The sequence below is a fragment of the Streptomyces sp. NPDC057702 genome (genome assembly GCF_042799315.1).
Classification (GTDB): Bacteria; Actinomycetota; Actinomycetes; order Streptomycetales; family Streptomycetaceae; genus Streptomyces.
The window spans coordinates 81,570-104,803 of sequence record NZ_JBHVJC010000016.1 but is presented as its reverse complement, the minus strand read 5'-3'; the positions used below and the strand labels follow the sequence as shown (position 1 = coordinate 104,803).

The 23,234-nt window shown below is 72.8% G+C and carries 18 protein-coding genes; 11 read left to right on the top strand and 7 right to left on the bottom strand.

Translation table 11 applies throughout. The features are described from left to right. Window positions 1–138 precede the first annotated feature (138 nt). The 6 genes from leuA to ACFVFR_RS14605 all read left to right on the top strand — a co-directional run bounded on the left by leuA (window position 139) and on the right by ACFVFR_RS14605 (window position 9,271). Window positions 139–1,965: a 2-isopropylmalate synthase gene (gene leuA / locus ACFVFR_RS14630; RefSeq protein ID WP_383701210.1), complete on the top strand. Its 1,827-nt coding sequence runs from the start codon at window positions 139–141 to the stop codon at window positions 1,963–1,965. Window positions 1,966–2,352: 387 nt separating this feature from the next. Further along, entirely contained in the window at window positions 2,353–3,078 is a 726-nt protein-coding gene (locus ACFVFR_RS14625) for a TerB family tellurite resistance protein (protein ID WP_383701208.1), read from the top strand. 719 nt (window positions 3,079–3,797) lie between these two features. Next, window positions 3,798–5,843, top strand: a complete 2,046-nt coding sequence (locus ACFVFR_RS14620; protein ID WP_383701373.1) for an MMPL family transporter — start codon at window positions 3,798–3,800, stop codon at window positions 5,841–5,843. Between the two features lie 223 nt (window positions 5,844–6,066). Next, the gene (locus ACFVFR_RS14615) at window positions 6,067–7,620 is read left to right on the top strand and encodes a sensor histidine kinase (protein WP_383701370.1); all 1,554 of its coding nucleotides are present in this window, start codon (window positions 6,067–6,069) and stop codon (window positions 7,618–7,620) included. Further along, on the top strand, window positions 7,617–8,318 hold the full coding sequence (locus ACFVFR_RS14610) for a response regulator (RefSeq protein WP_383701206.1): 702 nt from the start codon (window positions 7,617–7,619) through the stop codon (window positions 8,316–8,318). The genes ACFVFR_RS14615 and ACFVFR_RS14610 overlap by 4 nt, the downstream gene beginning before the upstream one ends. A gap of 413 nt (window positions 8,319–8,731) precedes the next feature. After that, complete coding sequence (locus ACFVFR_RS14605) at window positions 8,732–9,271, top strand: TetR/AcrR family transcriptional regulator (RefSeq protein ID WP_383701204.1); 540 nt, start codon at window positions 8,732–8,734, stop codon at window positions 9,269–9,271. Window positions 9,272–9,320: 49 nt separating this feature from the next. Here ACFVFR_RS14605 and ACFVFR_RS14600 read toward each other — a convergent pair whose 3' ends face one another. After that, entirely contained in the window at window positions 9,321–10,028 is a 708-nt protein-coding gene (locus ACFVFR_RS14600) for a pyridoxamine 5'-phosphate oxidase family protein (protein WP_383701202.1), read from the bottom strand. Window positions 10,029–10,248: 220 nt separating this feature from the next. After that, window positions 10,249–10,821, bottom strand: coding sequence for a hypothetical protein (locus ACFVFR_RS14595; protein ID WP_383701199.1), 573 nt, complete (start codon window positions 10,819–10,821; stop codon window positions 10,249–10,251). Window positions 10,822–12,066: 1,245 nt separating this feature from the next. Here ACFVFR_RS14595 and ACFVFR_RS14590 point away from each other — a divergent pair. From ACFVFR_RS14590 to ACFVFR_RS14580, 3 genes are all read left to right on the top strand, one after another. Further along, window positions 12,067–12,996, top strand: coding sequence for a serine/threonine dehydratase (locus tag ACFVFR_RS14590; RefSeq protein ID WP_383701367.1), 930 nt, complete (start codon window positions 12,067–12,069; stop codon window positions 12,994–12,996). Between the two features lie 93 nt (window positions 12,997–13,089). Next, complete coding sequence (recO, locus tag ACFVFR_RS14585) at window positions 13,090–13,836, top strand: DNA repair protein RecO (RefSeq protein ID WP_383701197.1); 747 nt, start codon at window positions 13,090–13,092, stop codon at window positions 13,834–13,836. A gap of 175 nt (window positions 13,837–14,011) precedes the next feature. Continuing rightward, a complete protein-coding gene (locus tag ACFVFR_RS14580) occupies window positions 14,012–14,851 on the top strand; it encodes an isoprenyl transferase (protein WP_383701195.1) in 840 nt (279 codons plus the stop codon). A gap of 326 nt (window positions 14,852–15,177) precedes the next feature. Here the strand turns inward: ACFVFR_RS14580 and ACFVFR_RS14575 are convergent, their stop codons facing one another. Beyond that, window positions 15,178–15,888, bottom strand: a complete 711-nt coding sequence (locus ACFVFR_RS14575; protein WP_383701193.1) for a FadR/GntR family transcriptional regulator — start codon at window positions 15,886–15,888, stop codon at window positions 15,178–15,180. A 105-nt stretch (window positions 15,889–15,993) separates the two neighbouring features. Between ACFVFR_RS14575 and ACFVFR_RS14570 the strand changes: the two genes are divergently transcribed. Further along, entirely contained in the window at window positions 15,994–17,358 is a 1,365-nt protein-coding gene (locus ACFVFR_RS14570; protein ID WP_383701191.1) for an MFS transporter, read from the top strand. Window positions 17,359–17,644: 286 nt separating this feature from the next. Here ACFVFR_RS14570 and ACFVFR_RS14565 read toward each other — a convergent pair whose 3' ends face one another. The 4 genes from ACFVFR_RS14565 to ACFVFR_RS14550 form a co-directional block, all read right to left on the bottom strand. Next, window positions 17,645–18,061 (bottom strand): Fur family transcriptional regulator, encoded by a 417-nt coding sequence (locus ACFVFR_RS14565; RefSeq protein ID WP_383701189.1) that lies wholly within the window; start codon window positions 18,059–18,061, stop codon window positions 17,645–17,647. Window positions 18,062–18,170: 109 nt separating this feature from the next. Beyond that, on the bottom strand, window positions 18,171–19,067 hold the full coding sequence (locus ACFVFR_RS14560) for a metal ABC transporter permease (protein WP_383701187.1): 897 nt from the start codon (window positions 19,065–19,067) through the stop codon (window positions 18,171–18,173). Continuing rightward, on the bottom strand, window positions 19,067–19,849 hold the full coding sequence (locus ACFVFR_RS14555; protein WP_383701364.1) for a metal ABC transporter ATP-binding protein: 783 nt from the start codon (window positions 19,847–19,849) through the stop codon (window positions 19,067–19,069). Before ACFVFR_RS14555 ends, ACFVFR_RS14560 begins: the two co-directional genes overlap by 1 nt. A gap of 638 nt (window positions 19,850–20,487) precedes the next feature. Continuing rightward, complete coding sequence (locus ACFVFR_RS14550; RefSeq protein ID WP_383701185.1) at window positions 20,488–21,462, bottom strand: metal ABC transporter substrate-binding protein; 975 nt, start codon at window positions 21,460–21,462, stop codon at window positions 20,488–20,490. A gap of 184 nt (window positions 21,463–21,646) precedes the next feature. On the opposite strand from ACFVFR_RS14550, the gene ACFVFR_RS14545 reads away from it, so the two are divergent. Continuing rightward, window positions 21,647–23,029 (top strand): glycine--tRNA ligase, encoded by a 1,383-nt coding sequence (locus ACFVFR_RS14545; RefSeq protein WP_383701183.1) that lies wholly within the window; start codon window positions 21,647–21,649, stop codon window positions 23,027–23,029. The last annotated feature ends 205 nt before the right edge of the window (window positions 23,030–23,234 follow it).

Here is a 23,234-nt window from a genome sequence, read left to right as displayed (position 1 = left end):
GTTTTGGGCTGCTTCTTCTCCTTAGCTGCCGCGGCGAGGGCCTGTAGTCGTAGGCCGACCCCCTCCCCGCGGAGATTCGGCGTCGCGCGCCACCCGCCCCGTCGGCCGGTCCCAGCGGATACGAGGAGCCCACGCACCATGTCGAACGCATCGAACGCCTCTGACAACGTCGAACCCGCCAACGCCTCACGCTCCGCCGCGCAGGCGGTCGGCCGCCCCACACCGCAGACGGCCGCGACGCTCACCCAGCGCCCCTCGGGCATGCCCGCCCACCGCTACGGCGCGTACGAGGCGGTGTCCATCCCCGACCGGACCTGGCCCGAGCGGCGCATCACCAGCGCCCCCCGCTGGCTGTCCACGGACCTGCGGGACGGCAACCAGGCCCTGATCGACCCCATGTCGCCGGCCCGCAAGCGCGAGATGTTCGACCTGCTGGTCCGCATGGGATACAAGGAGATCGAGGTCGGCTTCCCCTCCTCGGGCCAGACCGACTTCGACTTCGTGCGCTCCATCATCGAGGAGGGCGCGATCCCCGAGGACGTGACGATCTCCGTCCTCACCCAGGGCCGTGAGGAACTGATCGAGCGCACCGTCGAGTCGCTGCGCGGCGCCCACCGCGCCACGGTCCACCTGTACAACGCGACCGCGCCGGTCTTCCGCCGGGTGGTCTTCCGGGGCAGCCGGGAGCAGGTCAAGCAGATCGCCGTGGACGGCACCCGGCTGGTCGTGGAGTACGCCGAGAAGATCCTGGGCCCCGAGACGACCTTCGGCTACCAGTACAGCCCGGAGATCTTCACCGACACCGAACTGGACTTCGCGCTGGAGGTCTGCGAGGGCGTGATGGACGTCTGGCAGCCCGAGCCGGGCCGCGAGATCATCCTCAACCTGCCCGCCACCGTCGAGCGCTCCACACCGAGCACACACGCCGACCGCTTCGAGTGGATGAGCCGCAACCTCTCCCGCCGCGAGTTCGTCTGCCTGTCCACCCACCCGCACAACGACCGTGGCACCGCCGTCGCCGCCGCCGAACTGGCGGTCATGGCCGGCGCGGACCGCGTCGAGGGCTGTCTGTTCGGCCAGGGCGAGCGCACCGGCAACGTGGACCTGGTCACCCTCGGCATGAACCTGTTCAGCCAGGGCGTGGACCCGCAGATCGACTTCTCGCAGATCGACGAGGTACGCCGGACCGCCGAGTACTGCAACCAGATGGAGGTCCACCCGCGCCACCCCTACGCGGGCGACCTGGTCTACACCGCCTTCTCCGGCTCCCACCAGGACGCCATCAAGAAGGGCTTCGAGGCCATGGAGACCGAGGCCGCCGAGCGGGGCGTGTCGGTGGACGCCCTCACCTGGGCGGTGCCCTACCTGCCCATCGACCCCAAGGACGTGGGGCGGTCCTACGAGGCGGTCATCCGCGTCAACTCCCAGTCCGGCAAGGGCGGCGTGGCCTACGTCCTGAAGAACGACCACAAGCTGGACCTGCCGCGCCGGATGCAGATCGAGTTCTCCAAGATCATCCAGAACAAGACCGACGCCGAGGGCGGCGAGGTCACCCCGGACCAGATCTGGGCCGTCTTCCAGGACGAGTACCTGCCCACCCAGCCCGGTTCCGGCCACCAGCCCTGGGGCCGCGTCCAGCTGCGCAACGGCCAGACCACGACCGACAAGGACGGCACGGACACGCTGGCCGTCGAGGCGGTCGTGGACGGCGAGCCGACCGTGCTGAGCGGCGCGGGCAACGGCCCCATCTCCGCGTTCTTCCAGGCGCTGCAGGCCATCGGCATCGACGTACGACTGCTCGACTACCAGGAGCACACGATGAGCGAGGGCGCGAGCGCGCAGGCCGCCTCGTACATCGAGTGCGCCATCGACGACAAGGTGCTGTGGGGCATCGGCATCGACGCCAACACCACGCGCGCCTCGCTGAAGGCGGTCGTCTCGGCCGTCAACCGCGCCGCGCGCTGACCCCGCGCCGTGCCCTCGCGGGCGGGACCGAGCACGGTCCCGCCCGCTTCGCTCGTGTTCCTCCGCTGTTCGTCTCCCGCTCCCCTGGGTCCGCTCCGGTTTTCTTTTCCGCTTCTTTCGGTCACCCCACCGCCCTCCGACGCGGTCCCCCGCCCCCGCCCCGCCCGCCGTTTCGGCAGGCAGCGGCCCGGAGACGGGCGCCCGCCCGCGCGTACTCCCCCCGGCGGACGCCACAGTTGTCTCCGCACGGGGTACTGACGCCGCGTCTCGGATGTGGCTAACATCACGTCAAGGCGGCGGCTCTGCTCTCAGATGCATAACGAATACGCAGAGGCGTGATGAGGCAGCGCGATGGAGCGATGCGAAGCGTCAGGGAGGTGCCACGCGATGTACGCGCGAGAGCCACGCGAACGGAGCCTGTGCGTCATCGGCGTCCGCACGAGTTGGCGCACGGTCGGCGACGGCGAGTTCTTCTGCACCGCCTGCGGAGGTGATCGCAACTACCGCCGCCGCACGGGACGCCGCAGAGTCGTCGTCCTCGGTCTGCCCCTAGTGCCACGCGGCACCGTGGCACCGGTCGTCGCCTGCTCGGCCTGCCACGCCCACTTCGGCACCGAAGCCCTCAACCACCCCACCACCACCCGGCTTTCCGCGATGCTTCGCGACGCCGTGCACACGGTCGCGCTGGCCGTCCTCGCCGCCGGCGGCACCGAGGCCCGCCCGGTGCGCCAGGCGGCCGTGGGCGCGGTGCGCGCCGCGGGGTTCGCGGACTGCGACGAGGACCAGTTGCTGGCGCTGATCGCGGCGTTGGTCGCCGACACCGGACGGCTGCCCGGCGTCGGCTGCGGCGACGAGGACGCCCACACCTTCGGGCTGGGCGACCCCAGCACGGCCCTGGCCATCGAACTGCACGAGGCCCTGGAGCCGTTGGCGCCGCACCTGGCCCCCGCCGGCCGCGAGAGCATCCTCCTCCAGGGCGCCCGCATCGCACTGGCCGACGGCGCGTACTGCCCGGCCGAGCGCGCGGTCCTGGAGACCGTGGGCCGCGCCCTGTCGCTGGACCCCGAGGACACCACGCGCCTGCTGCTCGCCGCCTCGCACGCCGCGTCCTGACCCACCCCACCCACACGCTCGCGCAGGAAGCTTTCGCCCCTTGGCGCGCTCGCGCCGCGCGGTGCCGCTCGCGCCGCCGCGGTGGTGGCCGTGTGGTGGCGTCGCGCGGTGGTGGGCCCGCGCGGGTCCGGTCTCGCCGTGTCGGCTGGGTACGTCGTGCGCCGACCGGGCGGCGTCGCCCCGCGCGGGGGTGGGGCCCGGCCCGCGCGAACCCGCTCGCTCCGTGTCGGTCGTACGCGGGGTGGGGCGTCTGTCGGCGGATCGGAGCGCCGGCCCGCCGAGCCCGTCGCATCCGCCGTACGCCGTACGCCTACGCGACGGAGGCGCTGCCGGGCGTACTCCCCAGGGAGTAACGCCGCAGTGCGGCCCCCCGACGAAGTACCGCTCATCTCCGTCCCCGTACCGACGACTGTCCGCTCTCTCCACGAAAGCCTGAAGGGGTCAGCACACCAGGCACAGGAGGGGAGGCCCGCATGGCGGTCACACGGACCACCGGGGGCAGCGGGTTCGCGGGGGACGCGCCGGGCTCGGGTAGCGGGGGAGCGGACGCGGTGTCCGGCGAGGGCGGTGCCCGGGAAGGCGGCGCCGGGCCGGCGGCGGCCTCGGGCGGTGGCTCGGTGGGGGAGCACGGCCCGCCCGGCCCCGCCGCGAGCAGACGCCAGCGGCGAGGGGTGCCCTGGGCCCTGGTCGCCCTGTGGATCGTCGTCATCGCGGTGGCCATGCCGTTCGCGAGCAAGCTCAGCGGCGTCCAGGACGACACGGCCGTCAACTACCTGCCGGCAAGCGCCGATTCGACCCGGGTGGCCGAACTCCAGGAGAGCCTGCCCGGCGGCGACACCACCGACCTCATCCTCGTCTACCACCGCGAGAGCGGGCTGACCGCGGCTGACCGCGCCAGCGCCGGCCAGCACATAGCCGAGCTGGCCGACGCGTACGAGTTCAGCGGCGGCCAGCAACCCAGAGCGGTGGACTCCAAGGACGGCACCACGGTGATGTACGGGGTGTCGCTCAGCGGCATGCCCGACGAGGAGGACCAGAACAAGGCGGTTGACGACATCCGCGAGGCCCTCGACGACCACCCCGAGGGGCTGAGCGTGGAGGTCGGCGGCTCCGGCGGCCTCGGCGCCGACGCCAACAAGGTCTTCGAGACCGTCGACGGCACGCTGATGTTCGCGACCGCCGGCGTCGTCGCCCTGCTGCTGATCCTCACCTACCGCAGCCCCTTCCTGTGGCTGGTGCCGCTGATCGTCGTCGGCGCCGCCACGGTGACCGCGATGGCCGTGGTCTACGGGCTCTCGCAGGCGTTCGACGTGACCATCACCGGCATGAGCTCGGCCGTGATGACGGTCCTGGTCTTCGGCGCCGGCACGGACTACGCCCTGCTGCTCACGGCCAGATACCGGGAGGAGCTGCGCCGCTACCCGCGCCCCTACGACGCGATGGTGGCGGCCGTGCGCGGCTGCGGCGCCGCCGTGCTCGCCTCCTCCGGCACGGTGGCCGTGGGCCTGATGTGCCTGCTCGCCGCCGACCTGAGCAGCAGCAAGGGGCTGGGGCCGGTCGGTGCGGCGGGGGTCGTCTGCGCACTGGCCGCGATGATGACGCTGCTGCCCGCCATCCTGGTGCTGCTCGGGCGTCGGGTGTTCTGGCCGCTGATCCCCGCGTACGGGAGCACGCTCGCCAAGCGACGCAACGTGTTCGCGGCCATGGGCGGTTCGGTCAGCCGGCGCCCCGTCACCTTCCTGGTGGGCGGCCTGGCGCTGCTCGGTGCGCTCGCCCTCGGCACGCTGAACGCGCCCGGCGACCTCAAGCAGGAGGACACGTTCACCAACAAGCCCGAGTCCGTCTCCGCCCTGCGCACACTGGCCAAGGCGTACCCCGAGCAGGGCAGTCAGCCGATCACCGTCATGACCCGCACCGATCACGTGGGCGCCGTGCTCGACGCGACGCGGGACCAGGAGGGGATCGTCAGGGCCGAGCGTGGCCGCAGCGGGGCGGGCTGGACGGAGATCAGCGCGTTCGCCAAGGACGCCCCCGAGTCGCCCGGCGAGGCCCGCGCCATCAAGGGACTGCGGTCCGAACTCGCCGCCATCGACGGGAGCGACGCCCTGGTCGGCGGCGCCAGCGCGGAACAGATCGACCTGGAGAAGACCAACGCGGACGACCGCGAGGTGGTCATCCCGCTGGTGATGCTCGCGGTGCTGCTGATCCTGATCGCCCTGCTGCGCAGCCTGGTCGCCTCGGTGATGCTGGTGGTCGCCGTGGTCGCGGTCTGGGGCGCGGCGACCGGACTCGGCGGGCTGTTCTTCGAGCCCGTCTTCGACCTGAAGGGCATCGACCCCGGGCTCCCGCTGATCACCTTCGTCTTCCTGGTCGCCCTGGGCGTCGACTACGGCATCTTCCTCATGCACCGGATGCGGGAGGAGGCGGTCAAGGGCGCGAGCACACCGCAGGCCGCCCTGACAGCGCTGCACACCACGGGCGGTGTGATCGCTTCCGCGGGCCTGGTGCTGGCGGCCACCTTCGCGGTCCTGGGCACCATGCCGATGGCGATGATGCTGGAGCTCGGCTTCATCATCGCGGTCGGCGTCCTTCTGGACACCTTCCTGGTCCGCACCTACCTGGTCACCTCGGCCAGCCTGCTGCTCGACCGGTGGATCTGGTGGCCGGGGAAGCTGTTCCGTCGCCAGTCGGTACCGGCGCGGGACGCCGAGGCGGCCGGCCCGGCCGGGGCGCCGGAGCGCACGGCCGAACCCGCGGGCCGATGATCTGACTGGCCGGCTCGCCCGCCCGCCGGGCCTTCCCACCACCTGCCCGGCGCGCTGCGAAGCCGCTGGTCAGCGGCGCCTCGCCCGCCTCCGTACCCGGCACATCCGGAATACGCGGACGACGTGTGGGGTGCCGACGGGTGCGGTGGAGCGGGGAGTTATCCACAGGGATGGACGGGCCAGAGCCAAAGTCGAGCTCGTACCGCACGATGGGACCGTGCAGATGACCGAATTCACCGCAGCCCTGCGTGGCGGCCGACGTGCCCGTGCCGCGCCGGTGGCCCGGCCCACGGCGCGGGACGTGACGCTCGCGCTGGCGGTCCTGGTGGTGCAGAGCGCCCTCGCGGTGAGCGTGCGCGACGACGGCAGCCAGCCGGACGCCGTCGGGTGGGCGCTGCTCGTCGTCAGCGCCCTCGCGCTGGTGTCGCGCAGGACCGCTCCGACGACCACCACGGTCGTGGTCGTGCTGGCCGTCGGCCCGTACCACTCGTTGGACTACAACCACTTCGCCACGGTGCCCGCGGGCCTGGTCGCGCTGTACGCACTGGCGGTCGGCGCGCCGGCGACCAGGTCCCTGGTGGCGGTCACCGCGATAGTGGGCGTCATGGCGGTGGTGATGGGCAACTCGCCGGACCACCAGGCTCTGCCGGAGATGCTGCGTAGCTCCGGATGGCTGCTGGCCGTGGTGGTGATCGGCATAGCGATCAGGACACACCGCAACTACGTGGCCGCCATCGTCGAGCGGGCCGAGCGCGCCGAGCGCACCCGCGAGGAGGAAGCCGCGCGCCGCGTCGCCGAAGAGCGCCTGCGGATCGCTCGTGACCTGCACGATCTGCTGGCCCACAGCATCACGCTGATCGGCGTGCAGACCTCGGTCGCGGCCCATGTGCTGGTCGCCGATCCGGAGCGGCTCGACCGGGACGCGGTCTCCAAGGCGCTGGACTCGATAGCGGACACCTGCCGGGACGCACGCGCCGAACTACGGACCACCCTGCGGGTGTTGCGCGCGGGGGAGGCGGAGCCGGCGACGGACGCGACCCGTCCGCCGCCGGGCCTGGCGGGCCTGCCGGACCTGGCGCGCTCCGCCGAGGCCGCCGGGGCCCGCGTCACGCTGGAGTTCGCGCTCACCCCCAGCGCCGCGTCCGCGATACCCCCGGCGGTGGGGGCCGCTGCCTACCGCATCGTTCAGGAGGCACTGACCAACGCGGTGCGGCACGCCGGTTCCGAGGTGCGCACGGTGGCCACGGTGTGCCAGGTGCCCCATCCGTGGGCGGAGGGAGAGGCGTTGAGCGTCACGGTGACCGACGACGGACCACCCGTGGGGCGGGGGACGGGCCAGGCCGGGGCGGTCGCGGCCGGTGCCAGCGGCGCCGGTGGAGGTGGGGTCGCTCCGGGGGGACCCGGCGCCGGCGCGGCTGGTGCCGGTGGGGCCGAGGGGTTCGGTATCGCCGGGATGCGCGAGCGAGCGCGCAGCGTGGGGGGTTCGGTGACGGCCGGCTGGCGCGCGGACGCCCCGGGATTCGTCGTGCGCGCGGTCCTGCCGCTGGCCGGCCCACCGCGTGGCGGGCCGGCCGCTCCCCGCGCCGAGTCCACGGCCTTCGGCTGGAAGAGCGCCAGGGGGACGGCCGCGGGTGTGAGGGCGACGGCGGGGGACGAGACGGCGGTGCGGGCGAGACCGCGAGCGGGGAGCGGAGCCGGGGCGGGTGCCGGAGCCGGGGCAGGAGAGTCGGCCGGAACGGTCGGCGTCGAGGAAGAGACAAGGGAGGACGCGTCGTGAACGCATCGCGACCCATTCGCGTGTTGCTCGCCGACGACCAGACGCTGGTGCGGGCCGCGTTCGCGATGCTCGTCGAGTCGGCCCGGGACATGGAGGTGGTCGGGCAGGCCGGGAACGGTAGGGAAGCGCTGGAGCTGGCGCGTACGGTCGAAGTCGACCTCGTGGTGATGGACATCCGCATGCCGGAGCTGGACGGCATCGAGGCGACCCGACGTATCGCGGCGGACGCGGGGCTCTCCGATGTGAAGGTGCTGGTGCTCACCACGTACGACACCGACGAGTACATCGTGGACGCGCTGCGCGCGGGCGCCTCCGGGTTCCTGGTCAAGGACACCAAGCCGGCCGAACTGCTGGACGCCATCCGCACCGTGGCGGCGGGTGACGCGCTCCTGTCGCCCGGCCCCACGGCCCGACTGATCGCCCGCGTCCTACGCCTCCCCACCACTCCCTCACCGGCCCCCGCGGCCCCCGACAGCCTGGTCGCGCTCTCCGACCGCGAACGGCAGGTCCTCACCCTCGTGGGCCGGGGTCTGAACAACGCGGAGATAGCGGAGGCCCTGGGGCTGAGCCCGCTGACGGCCAAGACCCACGTCAGCCGCATCATGGGCAAGCTCATGGCCCGCGACCGAGCGCAACTGGTGATCGCCGCCTACGAGTCGGGGCTGGTGTCACCGGCCCGGACGGGGACGGCGGGATAGGCCCGCGCGAGCCGCGCGGGCAGGGCCCGCCTCGCGAGAGGGCGACTCCGTGAACGGCAGGGGGCGGCCGGTGTGTCAGGAGCGTTCGCGTCGGCTGACGGGCGGGCGGGGTGACGGGCGGGGCCCGGGGTGGTCTGGCCGAAGCGGTTGGGGCGGCGAGGCGGTGGGGTTGGTCGAGCGGTCGGAGTGGCTGGGCGGGCTGGTCTGGGTGGGGCGGTCGGACAGTCGGGGTGGCCCGGGTAGCTGACGGGGTCGGCCGGTCGGAATGTGGCGCGGTGCGGACGAACGAGAGGAGGGCGCCGGGTGCGGCGTGTGGCGTGGGGATGGCTGGGAACGGTCGGCCCGTGGCCTGGGAGGGGCGGGGTCGGGGTCGGGTTGGCGCGGGCCGGGGAGGGGTCGGCTACCGTGGCCGCATGCCCACGCGTGCCCGTGACCGCCTGCTGGAGACCGCCGAGGACCTGTTCTACGCCGAGGGAATCCAGGCGGTCGGGGTGGAGCGGTTGCTGGCGGCCTCCGGTGTGGGGCGTGCGTCGTTCTACCGGCATTTCGTCGGCAAGGACGCCCTGGTCGCGGCCGTGCTGCGACGTCGGGGCGAGCACTGGTTGGCGTGGTTGGAAGGCGCCGTCGCGGAGCACGGGGGCGGGCCGCTGGCCGTGTTCGACGCGCTGGCCGACCGGTCGCGAAGCAGGGGTTTCCACGGTTGTGCGTTCATCAACGCGATGGCGGAGACGGCCGACCCGACCGGTGAGGTGTACCGGTTGGCCGAGGCGCACAAGCGTCGGGTCACCGGGTACGTCGAGCGGTTGATCAAGGCGGCTGGTCACGAGCGGCACGCGGAGCTGGCCCAGCAGTTCGTCCTCCTGATGGACGGGGCGACGGTCACGGCGATGCACGAGCGCACCGGCGAACCGGCGATGCGGGCCCGAGAGGTCGCACGGCGCCTCCTGACGTGAGGGCCGCCGGCGGCGGGTGGCCGGCGGGGGGAAGAGAAGGGCGGCCGGCTCAGTCCCTGGTCGCCAGTTGGGCACGGAGGGTCGCTACTTCGCTGGCCAGGGCGGCGTTGGCCGTTTCCAGGGTGGTGCGTTGCAGGGTCAGTTCGGAGCGGGCTGAGCGTAGGTGTGCGTTCTCGGCCTCCACCTTGGCGATGTGGGCGCGTACCGCCGGTAGGGCGCCGGCCAGTTCGGCCTGGGTGAACCGTGGGGTGATGTGCTGGGGGCAGTTCCAGTTGAACCCCTCGACCCGGATCGTGACCAGCCGCTCCACCCGTCCGTCGGTGCGGGTCCCGCCAAGGCGCTCGGCCAGGTCCGGATGTTCGTCCAACGCTCTGATCTCGGCGCGCCCGAAGATCTTGAGTCGGGCGGGCCGCGTGTAGTCCATCAGGAAGAGGGCGACGCGCCCGTCGGCCCGTACGTTGCCGGTGGAGATGTACTGCCGGTTGCCGCGCACATCCGCGTAACCCAGGGTCCGTTCGTCCAGGACGTGCAGGAAGCCGGGCGGGCCGCCTCGGAACTGCACGTACGGCCACCCCGTCTCGCTGACCGAGCCGAGGTAGAAGCCGTCCCGCTCGGCGATGAACGCGGCCTCGGACGCCCCGATGAGGTCGGGCGCGTCGCCGTGGGCCAGCGCGCGGGCGGCGGCGGACGCGCTGCCCTCCTCCCGCTGCACGCGCAGGACGCTGTCGGTGTAGGCCAGATGGGCAAAGCGGCTCATCGCGAAGTCCCCTCGTCCAGGGCGCGGGTGACGCCCCCGATAACTCGGATGGTACCAATCGGTTCCGTTGTGGGGTGAGAGGTAGTTCCGGGGCTGTTGATGACTGGGATGACCAAGATGATTGGAGTGCCTGGGGTAGCCAAAGTGACACTGGTGGCCGAGGCGACAGCGGGGCCAGCCGAGGAAGAGCGGGGGAGCGGGAGGGGGCGCGCGTCCTCGGTCAGGCGTCAGGCGCGTCCGATGCCCTGCGGCTCGCTTCGGGCGTCGGGTGGGGCCTGGTGTGGTGAGGCGAGGTGAACAGGGGGGCCTGGCCGTGACCGCCCCTCGGTTGGTGCTCCTGGTCCACGTGGCCCTGCCAGAGGAGTACGCCGTGCTGTCGCTCCCAGCGGGCGGCCCGTTCGGCGCGTAGCAGGGGGGCCGGGGACAGCAGCAGGATGAGGAACGCGGTCAGCGGTTCGAAAGCGGCCAATGCCGTGCCGAAGACGACCCAGAACGCCAGCATTCCGGCGTAGAGGCGGCGCAGTTCTGTCAGTGATGCGGTGTGCCCGGCCAGCACGCCGTCCGGGTCGGCGAGCGTCGCCGCCCCCTCGAACGCCGCCACGTCCGACCACCGTCGCGGCTCCACCCGGAGGAGCAGGACCCACAGTGCGACGGCGCCGATCACGACGGCCGCCACCTTTCCGTTCGGCATGTCCGGCGACCCCGTGACGAGGTGGCCCAGCGCTGCCGTGCCTGCCGCCGAGGCCGCCATCACCCCGGCGTACGCCCGCTGCTTGTGTACGAATCTGACCATGGAGGGTTTCTGTAGCACGCCGACATGACCGGTACGTGCTCGCGTGTCACGCGCTTCGTCGATGCGTCGCGCGCGGGAAACATCCCCGCTCGTCCGCCCGTTGCGCTCCCGTCGCCGGTCCAGGTTCGCCAGCGGGTTCGTGACCGGGGGCCGTGTCCGTCAGCTCGCGTCCGCGAGTCCGGGTTCGTGCGCCCGTGTCTGTCGGGCGGCGCCCCGGAACGGGAATGCGTTGAGAATGTCGTGGGCGCGAGGAACGCGCGGTCGGCTCGGCTTGTCCGTCGCACCGGGGGCGGATTCGGCCCGGGTCAGGTCCGACGGGGGAGGCGGAGTCGTCGCCTGTTCGCGCTGACTTCCTCGACGTCGTGGGCGATCGGGAGTGGCGCGCATGCGGGGCTTGGCCCGGTGGCGCGGCATGTCGGCCAGGAGCGGTACGTGTCGACAACCCCGCGAGGGTGTCGGCGCCCGACACCGGGCCACCACCTCGGCCGCGAGCCCGGACCAGCAGCCCAGGCCGCCGCGCCAAGCCGCCCCCCGCGCCACTCGGCGTCCGCGCCGCCACCCGACACGCGACGGCGCTACCTCGCGCGAGGCCGTCATTCGACACGACTCCGCCCCCGGCACGCGTTCGGCACCCGCCAAGACCACGGCCCGGCCCCGCGTCACAGGTCCGGCCCAAGATCACGGTCCGGCCCGCAATCGCAGCCCGAGGAATTGCCGCAGCCGCATGAAGGGCGCGACAAGGCACGAAAGGACGGTGCCGAACAAAGCCGAATAAACCAGCCCACGGCCCCGCCCGGGCGGGCGCGAGCAATGCTTCCTGTTCTCCGGGAATGTCCCGTGGCGTCGACCGGACCCCGCGCTCCCCACCAAAAGCACGGATGCGACGAGAACGATCCGGGCTGATTCCCCCGTATCGGCCCACGTTTCACGTGCCGGCCCGTTCCACATACCGATGTCCCGCCACGACGTGCCGGCCTCCCGCCAGGGCGTGGCGGCACCACGGCCAGGCGGAAGCGGAGTTCGTGGGCGACGCGGCATCCCTCGCCAGGCACCCGCCAGCCGCCCGCGAACCACTCACCGCCAGCGATACGCCGCATGCCCATAAACTGCCGACTGTCGGCATCCGCATCCGCATCAGCCGATCGCCGGCGAACCGACACCGGCCGGCGCCAGCGCCCCTCGGGCGGGGTCGGCCGGCGCCGCGGACGCCGGCCCCTTCGACGCGTTGGAGCGCCCGTGACGGAGATCGTGACGTACGACGACATCGAGGCCGCCGCCGCGCGGATCGCCGGACACACCCGTACCGTGGCTCTCGCGCGGGCGGACGACGACCTGTGGTTCGCCCTCGAGTACCTCCAGCACACCGGGAGTTTCAAGGCGCGCGGGGCGGCCAACTTCGTCGCCGCGCACGTCGCGGCGGGGACCATGCCCGCCGCTGGCGTCGTCATCGCCTCCGGCGGCAACGCGGGCCTGGCCAACGCCTGGGCCGCCGCGCGGCACGGCGTACCGGCCACCGTGTTCACGCCGACCACCTCGCCCGCCGTCAAGGTGGACCGCATTCGGGCGCTGGGGGCGGACACGCGACTGGTCGGTACGGAGTACGACCAGGCGCTGGCGGCCTCGCGTGAGCACGCGGCCACCACCGGGGCGCTGCTCTCGCACGCGTACGACAACCCGTTGGTGGCGGCGGGGGCCGGCACCGTGTTCGAGGAGATCTACCAGGCCAGGCCGGAGCTGGACACGGTGATCGTCGCCTGCGGTGGCGGCGGGCTGTTCGCGGGGGTCGCCGCCGCCGCGCACGCGCGCGGCGTGCGGGCCGTCGCCGTCGAGCCGGCCGGCTGCCCGACCCTGCACACCGCGCTCGCCGTGGGCGAGCCCGTCGAGGTGGGCGTGGACTCGATCGCGGCCGACGCGCTCGGTGCCCGCCTCGTCACTCCCGCCGCGCTGCACTGGGCCCAAACGACCGGCGCCCCGACGCTGCTCGTACCGGACGAGGCGATCACCGCCGCGCGCCGGGCGCTGTGGGAGGAGTACCGGATCGTGGTGGAGAACGCCGCCGCCGCCGCGTACGCCGCCCTCCACAGTCGGGCCTATGAGCCCGCGCCGGGGGAGCGGGTCTGCGTGGTGCTGTGCGGGGCCAACACCGACCCCGGTGACCTGGTCGTCCGGCCGTAGCGGTCGCCACCGGCGCGGCCCGCCGACCGGCGTGGAGGCGCGGCCCGTCGGACCCCGGATCGGTGGGCCCGGCGCGTACGGGACAATGAGCGTATGAGTCTGTTCCGCGACGACGGCATCGTGCTGCGCACCCAGAAGCTGGGAGAGGCGGACCGGATCATCACGCTGCTGACCCGGGGCCACGGCCGGGTGCGGGCGGTGGCCCGAGGGGTGCGGCGGACGAAGTCGAAGTTCGGGGCGCGCCTGGAACCGTTCTCCCATGTGGACGTGCAGTTCTTCGCGCGCGGCAGCGAACTCATCGGCCGCGGGCTCCCGCTGTGTACGCAGAGCGAGACCATCGCCCCGTACGGTGGCGCCATCGTCACCGACTACGCGCGGTACACCGCCGGCACCGCGATGCTGGAGACCGCCGAACGCTTCACCGACCACGAGGGCGAGCCCGCCGTCCAGCAGTACCTGCTGCTCGTGGGCGGCCTGCGCACGCTGGCGGCCGGCGAGCACGAGCCCCATCTGGTGCTCGACGCGTTCCTTCTGCGCTCGCTCGCCGTCAACGGGTACGCGCCCAGCTTCGGGGACTGCGCCAAGTGCGGCATGCCCGGGCCGAACCGGTTCTTCTCGGTCGGCGCGGGCGGCGTGGTCTGCGCGGAGTGCCGCGTGCCCGGCAGCGTCGTACCCTCTGCGGAGTCGCTGGCGCTTCTCGGCGCGCTGCTGACGGGCGACTGGGTGACCGCCGACGCGTGCGAGGCACGCCACGTGCGGGAGGGCAGCGGCCTGGTCGCGGCGTACCTGCACTGGCACCTGGAGCGGGGACTGCGCTCGCTCCGGTACGTGGAGAAGTGAGTTCCGGTACGTGGGGGCGTGCGCCCCACGCCGGGGCGGGGCGCCGGTCGCGCGGCGTGGCGCACGCCGCGCGGGTCGGCGCGGAAGAAGGCTGCGGCGTACGACGGACGCCGTACGAGCGAGGCTGACGGCGCGCAGGCGCCGCACGAGCGAGATTGTGGGAGACGTGGCAGGCATGGCACGACGCGGTTTCATGGGCCGGGCACGACGCGAGTACCGGGCTCCGGACCCACATCCGTCCGGTGCGCGCCCCCCGAAGATCCCCGGCGAACTGGTGCCCAAGCACGTGGCGATCGTCATGGACGGCAACGGCCGCTGGGCCAAGGACCGTGGGCTGCCGCGCACCGAGGGCCACAAGGTCGGCGAGGGCGTGGTGCTCGACGTCCTCAAGGGATGCCTGGAGATGGGCGTCAAGAACCTGTCCCTGTACGCCTTCTCCACCGAGAACTGGAAGCGTTCGCCCGACGAGGTGCGCTTCCTGATGAACTTCAACCGCGAGGTCATCCGGCGCCGGCGGGACGAGATGGACGAGCTGGGCATCCGCGTGCGGTGGGCGGGCCGGATGCCCAAGCTGTGGAAGTCGGTGGCCAAGGAGCTCCAAGTCGCGCAGGAGCAGACCAAGGACAACGACGCCATGACGATGTACTTCTGCCTGAACTACGGCGGCCGGGCGGAGATCGCGGACGCGGCTGCCGCGCTGGCCGCCGATGTCGCGGCGGGGCGGCTCGACCCGTCGAAGGTCACGGAGAAGACGTTCGCTAAGTACCTCTACTACCCGGACATGCCGGATGTGGACCTCTTCGTGCGCCCGTCCGGCGAGCAGCGGACGTCCAACTACCTGATCTGGCAGAGCGCGTACGCGGAAATGGTCTTCCAGGACGTGCTGTGGCCGGACTTCGACCGGCGTGACCTGTGGCGCGCGTGCCTGGAGTTCGCCCAGCGCGACCGCCGTTTCGGCGGCGCGATCCCGAACCTGTCCGAGCCCGCCGCGCCGAGCGACGAACCGCGGCCCTGACCCGTCCGGGTCGGCCCCGCCCCGGGCCGACCCGCCGCCTCGCGCCCGACCCGGGCGCCGCGAAGCCTTCGGCCGCGTGCGTGCCGCGGGTCTCCTGGCGGCTCGGGTGGCCCGGGTGCCCTCCATGGCTCGGGTCGCGCGGCGTCTCCCGGTGACCTCGGCCCGGGCCGGGGCGCGTGCGGCGTACGCGGTCCGGCCCGGCCCGGCTCGGTCCGGCTTTCCGACGTACGCGACCTCCCGGCTCGCCCCGGCTTACCAAGCCCTCCAGCCGTGCCCGCCCCGCGTCCGGGCGCGGGGCCGTTCGCGTGGGCTCGGTCCGTGTGGGCTCAGTCTGCGGTGTCCGGCGCGGGGGCGGGGGCGGGGGCGCCGTGGTGCCAGTCGCGCGTGGCGCCGAGGTTCGCGGTGGCGCTGCGCGTGGCGCTGGTGGCGTCGCCCGTGCGCAGGGCGTCCACCAGTTCCTCGTGCCCCCGGTGGTCCGCGCCGTGGAACCCCCGCTCGTCCCACTGGGCGGCCGTCGAACGGCGCAGGGTCGGGCCGAGCGCCGCGTACAGGTCGGCCAGCAGCGCGTTGCCGCTGGCCACGGCGACGGCCTGGTGGAACGCGTCGTCGGCGCGCACCCAGGCGTCGCGGTCGCGGCGCCGCCAGGCGTCGGCCCGCTCGGCCAACAGGGCGTCCAGCGCGGCGAGCCCCTCCGGCGTGACGCGCTCGGCGGCCAGCCGGGCCGCCTGCGCGTCCAGGGCCTCGCGTACTTCGAGGACGTCGCCCAGTTCGCTGTCGAGCCGCCCTACGGCGCCGGCCAGTTCGCTGGTGGCCCGCACGTAGGTGCCGTCGCCCTGCCGCGCCTGGAGCAGGCCCGCGTGGATGAGGGCGCGGGTGGCCTCGCGCAGGGTGCCGCGCGCGATGCCCAGTTGTTCCATGAGCGCCGACTCGGTCGGGATGCGACCGCCCACCGGCCACCTGCCGGAGGTGATCTCGGTGCGCAGTCGCTGGATGACGTCGTCGACCAGTACCGAGCGGCGTACGGAGGGCAGGGCCACGGCGGTCCTTCCTGACGAGGGAGGGGCGGAGAGGAGGTGTGCGAGGACCGTCAGCTTAGCGGTAAAGGTTGGACGTAAAAGGTCAGACGTTTTACGTTTCCTCTTATGCCGCGCCTTCCCCGCACCCGCCAGACCCCTTCCGCCACCACTTCCGACACCCGTCCCGCTACCGTCCCCGGCGCCGCAGCCACCCCCACTGTCGCTTCCGCCCCGCCGGGCCGCTCCCGCCCCGGCGCGGCCTGGCTGACCGTGGTCGGTGTCGTGCTGATCGCGTTCAACCTGCGGCTGGCGGTCAGTTCGTCGGCCGCGTTGCTGGAACAGGTGCGGGCGCAGCTGGGCTTCGGGCCGCTCGTCGCCTCGCTCGTGCCGACCGTGCCCACGCTGTGCTTCGCGGCCGTGGGCGCCACCAGCGCCATGCTGGCCCGCCGGGTGGGTACCGAGCCCGCCGTCCTGCTGGCCCTGGGCGCGCTCAGTGCCGGGCTGGCCCTGCGCGCGCTGCCGCACACCGTGGCCCTGCTGGCCGGCACGCTGCTGGGCACGGCCGGCCTCGCCGTGTGCAACGTCCTGCTGCCGGCCGTGGTCAGGGCGCACTTTCCCACCCGTGTCGCCCTGTTGACCGGCGTCTACACCACCACGATGGCCCTCGGTTCGGCCGTGGCCGCCGCTGCCGCCGTCCCCGTCGCCGACCTCGCGGGCCGACCGACGCTGGGCCTGGCCGTGTGGGGCGTACCCGCCCTGACGGCCCTCGCCCTGTGGGCGCTGCGGCCGGGTTCCCGGCGGGCCCCGGCGCCGGCCGCCGACCACGCGTCGGCCTCCGCCTGGCGCGTTGGCCGAAGCGGGTTCGGGCTGCTGGTCACCGCGTTCTTCGCGCTCCAGTCGCTGAGCGCCTACGTCGTCATCGGCTGGCTGCCCACCCTCCTGACCGACCACGGGATGAGCGCCGACCGGGCCGGGTTCACGCTGGGTGTGGCGTTGCTCGTCGGCGTTCCCTCGACGTTCGCCCTGCTGCCGCTCACGCGCGGCGGCCCGCGCCTGCGGCTGGCGTTCACCCTGGTCGGGGCGTCCCTGATGGCCGGCTACCTGGGCCTGCTGTACGCGCCGCTGGCGCTGCCCACCCTGTGGGCCGTCCTCATCGGTATCGGGCTCGGGGCCTTCCCGCTGGTCCTGGCGATTATCGGCGCCAGCGGCCACAGTGCGGAGGAGGCCGCCGCGCTCTCGACCTTCGCCCAGAGCACCGGCTACCTCCTCGCCTCGGTCGGCCCCCTCGGCATCGGCCTGGCGCACTCCGCCACCGGCTCGTGGACGGTGCCACTCGTCCTGTTGCTCGGCCTCGCGGTGGTCCAACTCCTGGTCGGACTCGCGCTCACCACCGCCGTACGAGCCCCGTGCACCACCCACGCCGCGACACGTGGTGGGCCGGGTGGGGCGCGGGCCGGGGCCGGACGGCGGACTGGCGTCGGGGGAGGCTGACGTCGGAGGAGGGTGGCGTGGGGTGAGGGGGCGTCGGTCACGAGAGGCCAAGGCGCGATGCCAGGGCGGGGATGCCAGGTCAGGAGTGTCAGGCCACGGGCGTCAGGCCAGCGCTGTCAGGCGGGAGCTGACGTCGGGTGAGGTGACGTCAGGAGAACGCGATGTCGGGTCGGGGCCGCCGCGGTGCGGGCCGCCGCGTGGGGTACGGGGTGGGACGCGGCGGCCGGAACCGGAGTGCGGGCGGGGCGGTGTCGCCGGTCGGCTCCGCGCCCTGGTGACGGACGGGTCAGGCCCTGGCCGCCGCGCACTCGCCGCAGGTGCCGAAGATCTCGATCGTGTGCGCCACGTCCACGAAACCGTGCTCCGTGGCGATCGAGTCCGCCCACTTCTCCACGGCCGGGCCCTCGACCTCGACGGCCTTGCCACACGAGCGGCAGACGAGGTGGTGGTGATGGTCGTCGGTGCTGCACCGCCGGTAGACGGACTCCCCCTCGTCCGTACGCAACACGTCCACCTCGCCGGCGTCGGCGAGGGACTGGAGCGTGCGGTAGACCGTCGTCAGGCCGACGGAGTCGCCGCGGTGCTTGAGCATGTCGTGGAGCTCCTGCGCACTGCGGAACTCGTCCACCTCGTCCAGCGCCGCCGCCACCGCGGCCCGCTGCCTGGTAGCCCGGCCGCGTACTGGGGGACCCGCGGTCGCCACAGCTTCCTCCTCAGTTGCCTGCTCGTCGCCTGTCCGGCATCCGGCTGGACATTGTGCCAGTCTGCCAGGTGAGGTGACCGGCACAGCGGCGCCTTCCCGCCCCCACTTGTCACACCCTCGCCTCGCCACCCGCCGATACGCGGTGGGCCGGGGTCTCCAGAGCGCACCGTTCCGCTTCCAGCGCCGCCTGCCGCGCCCGTCGTCGGGTCAACGGCGCCGCGAGCGCGGTGATCACGGCGAAGACGAGGATGGCCAGGACCACGATGCTCGCGCCCGGCGGTACGTCCTCGTAGTACGAGTAGCTCGTGCCCGACAGCGTCACCAGGACGCCGATGGTGACCGAGAGGGCCATGGTCATCCCGAAACTGCGCGTCGCCTGCTGCGCCGCCGCCACCGGGACCACCATCAGGGCGCTCACCAACAGCAGCCCCACCACGCGCATGGCCACGGTCACGGTCACCGCCGCCGTGACGGCGAGCAGCAGATTCAGGAACCGGACCGGAAGTCCGGTCACGCGGGCGAACTCCTCGTCCTGGCAGATGGCGAAGAGCTGACGCCGCAGACCCACTGTGATCAGCATCACGAAGGCGGCCAGCGCGCAGATGGTGCGTACGTCCCCTTCGGAGACCGTCGTGATCGAGCCGAACAGATACGAGGTGAGGTTCGCGTTGGAGCCGGTGTCCGACATGTTGATCAGCAGGACGCCGCCCGCCATGCCGCCGTAGAACAGCATCGCCAGCGCGAGATCGCCGCGGGCCTTGCCGTACCAGCGGATCAGCTCCATCAGCACCGCGCCGAGCGAGGCCACGGCCACCGCCGTCCACACCGGGTTGTTGCCGGTCAGGAAGCCGAGCGCGACGCCGGTCAGCGCGACGTGGCCGATGCCGTCGCCCATGATCGCCTGGCGGCGCTGGACGAGGTAGATGCCGACCGCCGGGGCGGTGACGCCGACCAGGACGGCGGCGAGCAGCGCCCGCTGCATGAAGGCGTAGTCGAGCATGTCCATCAGATCAACAGCCCCGTCCGGATCGGTTCCGCGGCGTCCGCGGCGTGCGGGTGGATGTGGTCGTGGCCGGGCAGGGCGTGCTGGCCGACGGCCTGCGGCGGCGGCCCGTCGTGCACCACACAGCCGTCGCGCAACACCACGGCCCGGTCGATCAGCGGCTCAAGGGGCCCCAGCTCGTGCAGGACCAGGAGCACCGTGGTGCCCCGGGCGACCTGCTGGCGCAGCGCGTCCGCCAGGACCCGCTGGCTGTCCAGGTCGACGCCGGCCATCGGCTCGTCCATGATCAACAATTCGGGTTCGCCGGCCAGCGCGCGGGCGATCAGCACCCGCTGGTGCTGGCCGCCGGAGAGCGCGTTGACCGAGTCCCTGGCCCGGTCGGCCATGCCGACCAGCTCCAGCGCGCGGTCCACGGCCGCCCGGTCCGCCCGGCCCGGCCAGCGCAGCTTCGTGCGGGCCAGCCGACCGGAGGAGACCACCTCGCGCACGGTGGCCGGAACGCCACTGGCCGCCGTGGTGCGCTGCGGCATGTACCCCACCCGCGCCCACTGCCGGAAGCGGCGTCGCGGGATGCCGAACAGCTCCAGTTCGCCACCCGTGAGCGGCACCTGACCGACGAGGGCGCGCACCATCGTGGACTTGCCCGAACCGTTGGCGCCGAGCAGCGCGACCACCTCGCCGCGCTGGACCGTGAGGTCCACACCGCGCAGGACCGGTCGCGAGCCGAGCGAGGCGCGCGCCCCGCGCACGGTGAGGACCGGCCCCGACGGCTCCGCGCCGGCCACGCGCGTCGCGCGGGACGCCGCCTGGGCTCCGTCGGCCACGCCCCCGCCCGCGGGTGCGGCCGGCTCGGGCGTCACCGGTGTGGAGGCCGCCGGTTCGGGCGTCGTCGGTCCGGGTGCGGCGGCCGGGTGCCCGACGGGGGAGGGGGCGCTCGCCGCGGGCTCGCGGCCGTCCGCCGCCCCGGGTGGCGCGGCCGCCTTGGCCCCCGCGTCCGGCGCGGTCGCCGTCTCCGCCGACCCCGCCGCCTCCGTCGTGGGCTTCCGGGCCGCGCCGGGTATGTCCCCGGCCGGCCCCTCGCTCCGCTCGCTCGCCACGCCTGCCTCCACCATCGTTCGCTGGTCCTACGGTTCTGTCGGTCTGCCGACCGGGTCTGTTGGTCCGCCGCTGGCGGCCGTCGTTACTGTCGTCGCCCGCCGCCGCTCGCGCCGCTCTGGCCTCCCCCGCCACCGAGACCGCTCGCTGTCGCTGTCGCGCGTCGGGTGGGCCGGGACGCGTACGGAGCGCGGGTGGCGCGGCGTCGCGGGGGGCTAGTGGGGCGTACGGGGTACGGGGCCCCTGCCGGTCGGGGCGCCGGCAGCGATCATGGCACCGGTGGGGCGGCGGGAGTCGACCGGGGCGGCGGGACGGCGGGCGGGGGCGCTCACCGCGCGCCCAGCGCCTGCTGGAGGGCGGCCAGGTTGGCGCGCATGACCTCGAAGTAGTCCTTGCCGGGGGACTTGTCGCCGATGCCCTCGACGGGGTCGAGCACGCCGGTCTTGAGGCCGGTGTCCTCGGCGACGGTCTTCGCCCCCTTGTTGCTGGCCAGCGTCTCGAAGAAGACCGTGCTCACCTTCTCCTTCTTCGCGATCTCCTGGATCTGCCTGATCCGGGCCGGGCTGGCCTCGGCCTCGGGGGAGATGCCGGAGATGCCCTCCTGGTCCAGCCCGTAGCGCTCGGCGAGGTAGCCGAAGGCCGCGTGGGTGGTGATGAAGGTGTCGGTGGCACGGTTCTTCAGGCCGGCGGCGAAGTCCCTGTCGAGCGCGGTGAGCTTGGTGACCAGCGCGTCGGTGTTCTTCTGGAAGGCGGCCCGGTGGTCGGGGTACGCCTGCCCGAGCTGCTTGTTCAGGCCCTTGGCCACGTCGGCGTACTTGGTGGGATCGAGCCAGACGTGCGGGTCGCCGGCCTCGCCGCCGTGGTCGTGGCCGTGCTCGTCCTCGGCGTGCTCGTGGTCCCCCTCGCCGCCGTGGTCGTGTCCGTCGTCGCCGTGCTTCTCCAGCGAGGTCAGTTCGGCGGCGTCCACCGTGTGCTTGGCGTCGGACTGGCCGATCGCCTCGTCGACGGCGGGCTGGAGGCCCTTGAGGTAGACGACGACGTCGGCCTCGCTCAGCTCGCCCACCTGGCGGGGCTTGAGCTCCAGGTCATGCGGCTCGACGCCGGGCTTGGTGAGGGTGTCGACGCGGATGTCGGCGTCGCCGATGATCTGCTTGGCCAGGAACTCCATCGGATAGAACGACGCCACGACCTGCGGCTTTCCGTCCTTCCCGGAGTCGCCGGAACAGGCGGAGAGCGTGACCACCGCGAGTGCGGTGGCGCTGGCTATCGCGGTGGTGGTGAGGAGGCGTCGTCGTGCGTTCATGACAGTCATTTTCAACTAAACTGGAAACGATTGTCAACAAGGCTGGTTGAAGGCTGTCATACCCGGAACCGATTTGATCCCAGGGGTGTCGCCGCCGGTAATCTGGGGCTTTCGCTGGGGCGCGCGGGCGAGTACCCGGCGGACCCCACACTGACCGCTTCGTCGTCGTAATGAAGAGAGCACCGTGGCCGCCGACAAGATCGACACCATCGTCAGCCTGAGCAAGCGCCGTGGCTTCGTCTATCCGTGCAGCGAGATTTACGGCGGTCAGCGCGCCGCCTGGGACTACGGACCGCTCGGCGTGGAGCTGAAGGAGAACATCAAGCGCCAGTGGTGGCGCTCGATGGTCACCTCGCGCGACGACGTCGTCGGTCTCGACTCGTCCGTGATCCTCGCTCGCGAGGTGTGGGAGGCGTCCGGCCACGTCTCCACCTTCACCGACCCGCTCACCGAGTGCACCTCCTGTCACAAGCGCTACCGCGCCGACCACCTGGAGGAGGCGTACGAGGCGAAGCACGGTCAGCTCCCGCCGAACGGCCTCGCCGACATCAACTGCCCGCACTGCGGCAACAAGGGCGCCTTCACCGAGCCCAAGCTCTTCTCGGGCCTGCTCTCCACGCACCTCGGCCCCACCCAGGACGCCGGCTCCCTGGCCTACCTGCGCCCCGAGACCGCGCAGGGCATCTTCACCAACTTCGCCTCCGTGCAGCAGACTTCGCGCAAGAAGCCGCCGTTCGGTATCGCCCAGCTCGGCAAGTCCTTCCGCAACGAGATCACGCCCGGAAACTTCATCTTCCGCACGCGCGAATTCGAGCAGATGGAGATGGAGTTCTTCGTCAAGCCGGGCGAGGACGAGCAGTGGCAGGAGTACTGGATGGAGCAGCGCTGGAACTGGTACACCGACCTCGGTATCCGCGAGGAGAACATCCGGTGGTTCGAGCACCCGGCGGAGAAGCTCTCCCACTACTCCAAGCGCACCGCTGACATCGAGTACCGGTTCAACTTCGGCGGCACCGAGTTCTCCGAGCTGGAGGGCGTGGCCAACCGTACGGACTACGACCTGAAGGCCCACTCGAAGGCGTCCGGCCAGGACCTGTCGTACTTCGACCAGGAAGCCGGCGAGCGCTGGACCCCGTACGTCATCGAGCCGGCCGCCGGCGTGAACCGCGCCATGCTCGCGTTCATGCTCGACGCCTACATCGAGGACGAGGCGCCCAACGCCAAGGGCAAGCTGGAGAAGCGCACCGTCATGCGGCTCGACCCGCGACTGGCGCCGGTCAAGGTCGCGGTGCTGCCGCTGTCGCGCAACCCGCAGCTCTCCCCGAAGGCCAAGGGCCTGGCCGCCGACCTGCGGCGGAACTGGAACATCGAGTTCGACGACGCCGGCGCCATCGGCCGCCGCTACCGTCGCCAGGACGAGATCGGCACGCCGTTCTGCGTCACCGTCGACTTCGACACCCTGGACGACAACGCGGTGACCGTCCGCGAGCGCGACACCATGCAGCAGGAGCGTGTCTCCCTGGACCAGATCCAGTCCTACCTGGGCGCACGCCTGCTCGGCTGCTGACACCCCGCCGGTAGCGCCCCTCCTCGGGGCGCGGTCCGCCGTCGGCGCCGCCCTCCTCCAGGGGTGCGCGGCGCTACCCCGGTGCCCGCCACGCCCACGCGTGGCGGGCACCGCTGTCGGTACGGGCGCGGACGCCGTGGCGCGGGCCGGCGCCCCCCGGGGTGGGGGGGGGGGGGGGCGGCGGCGCGGGCCCCCCCCCCCCCCC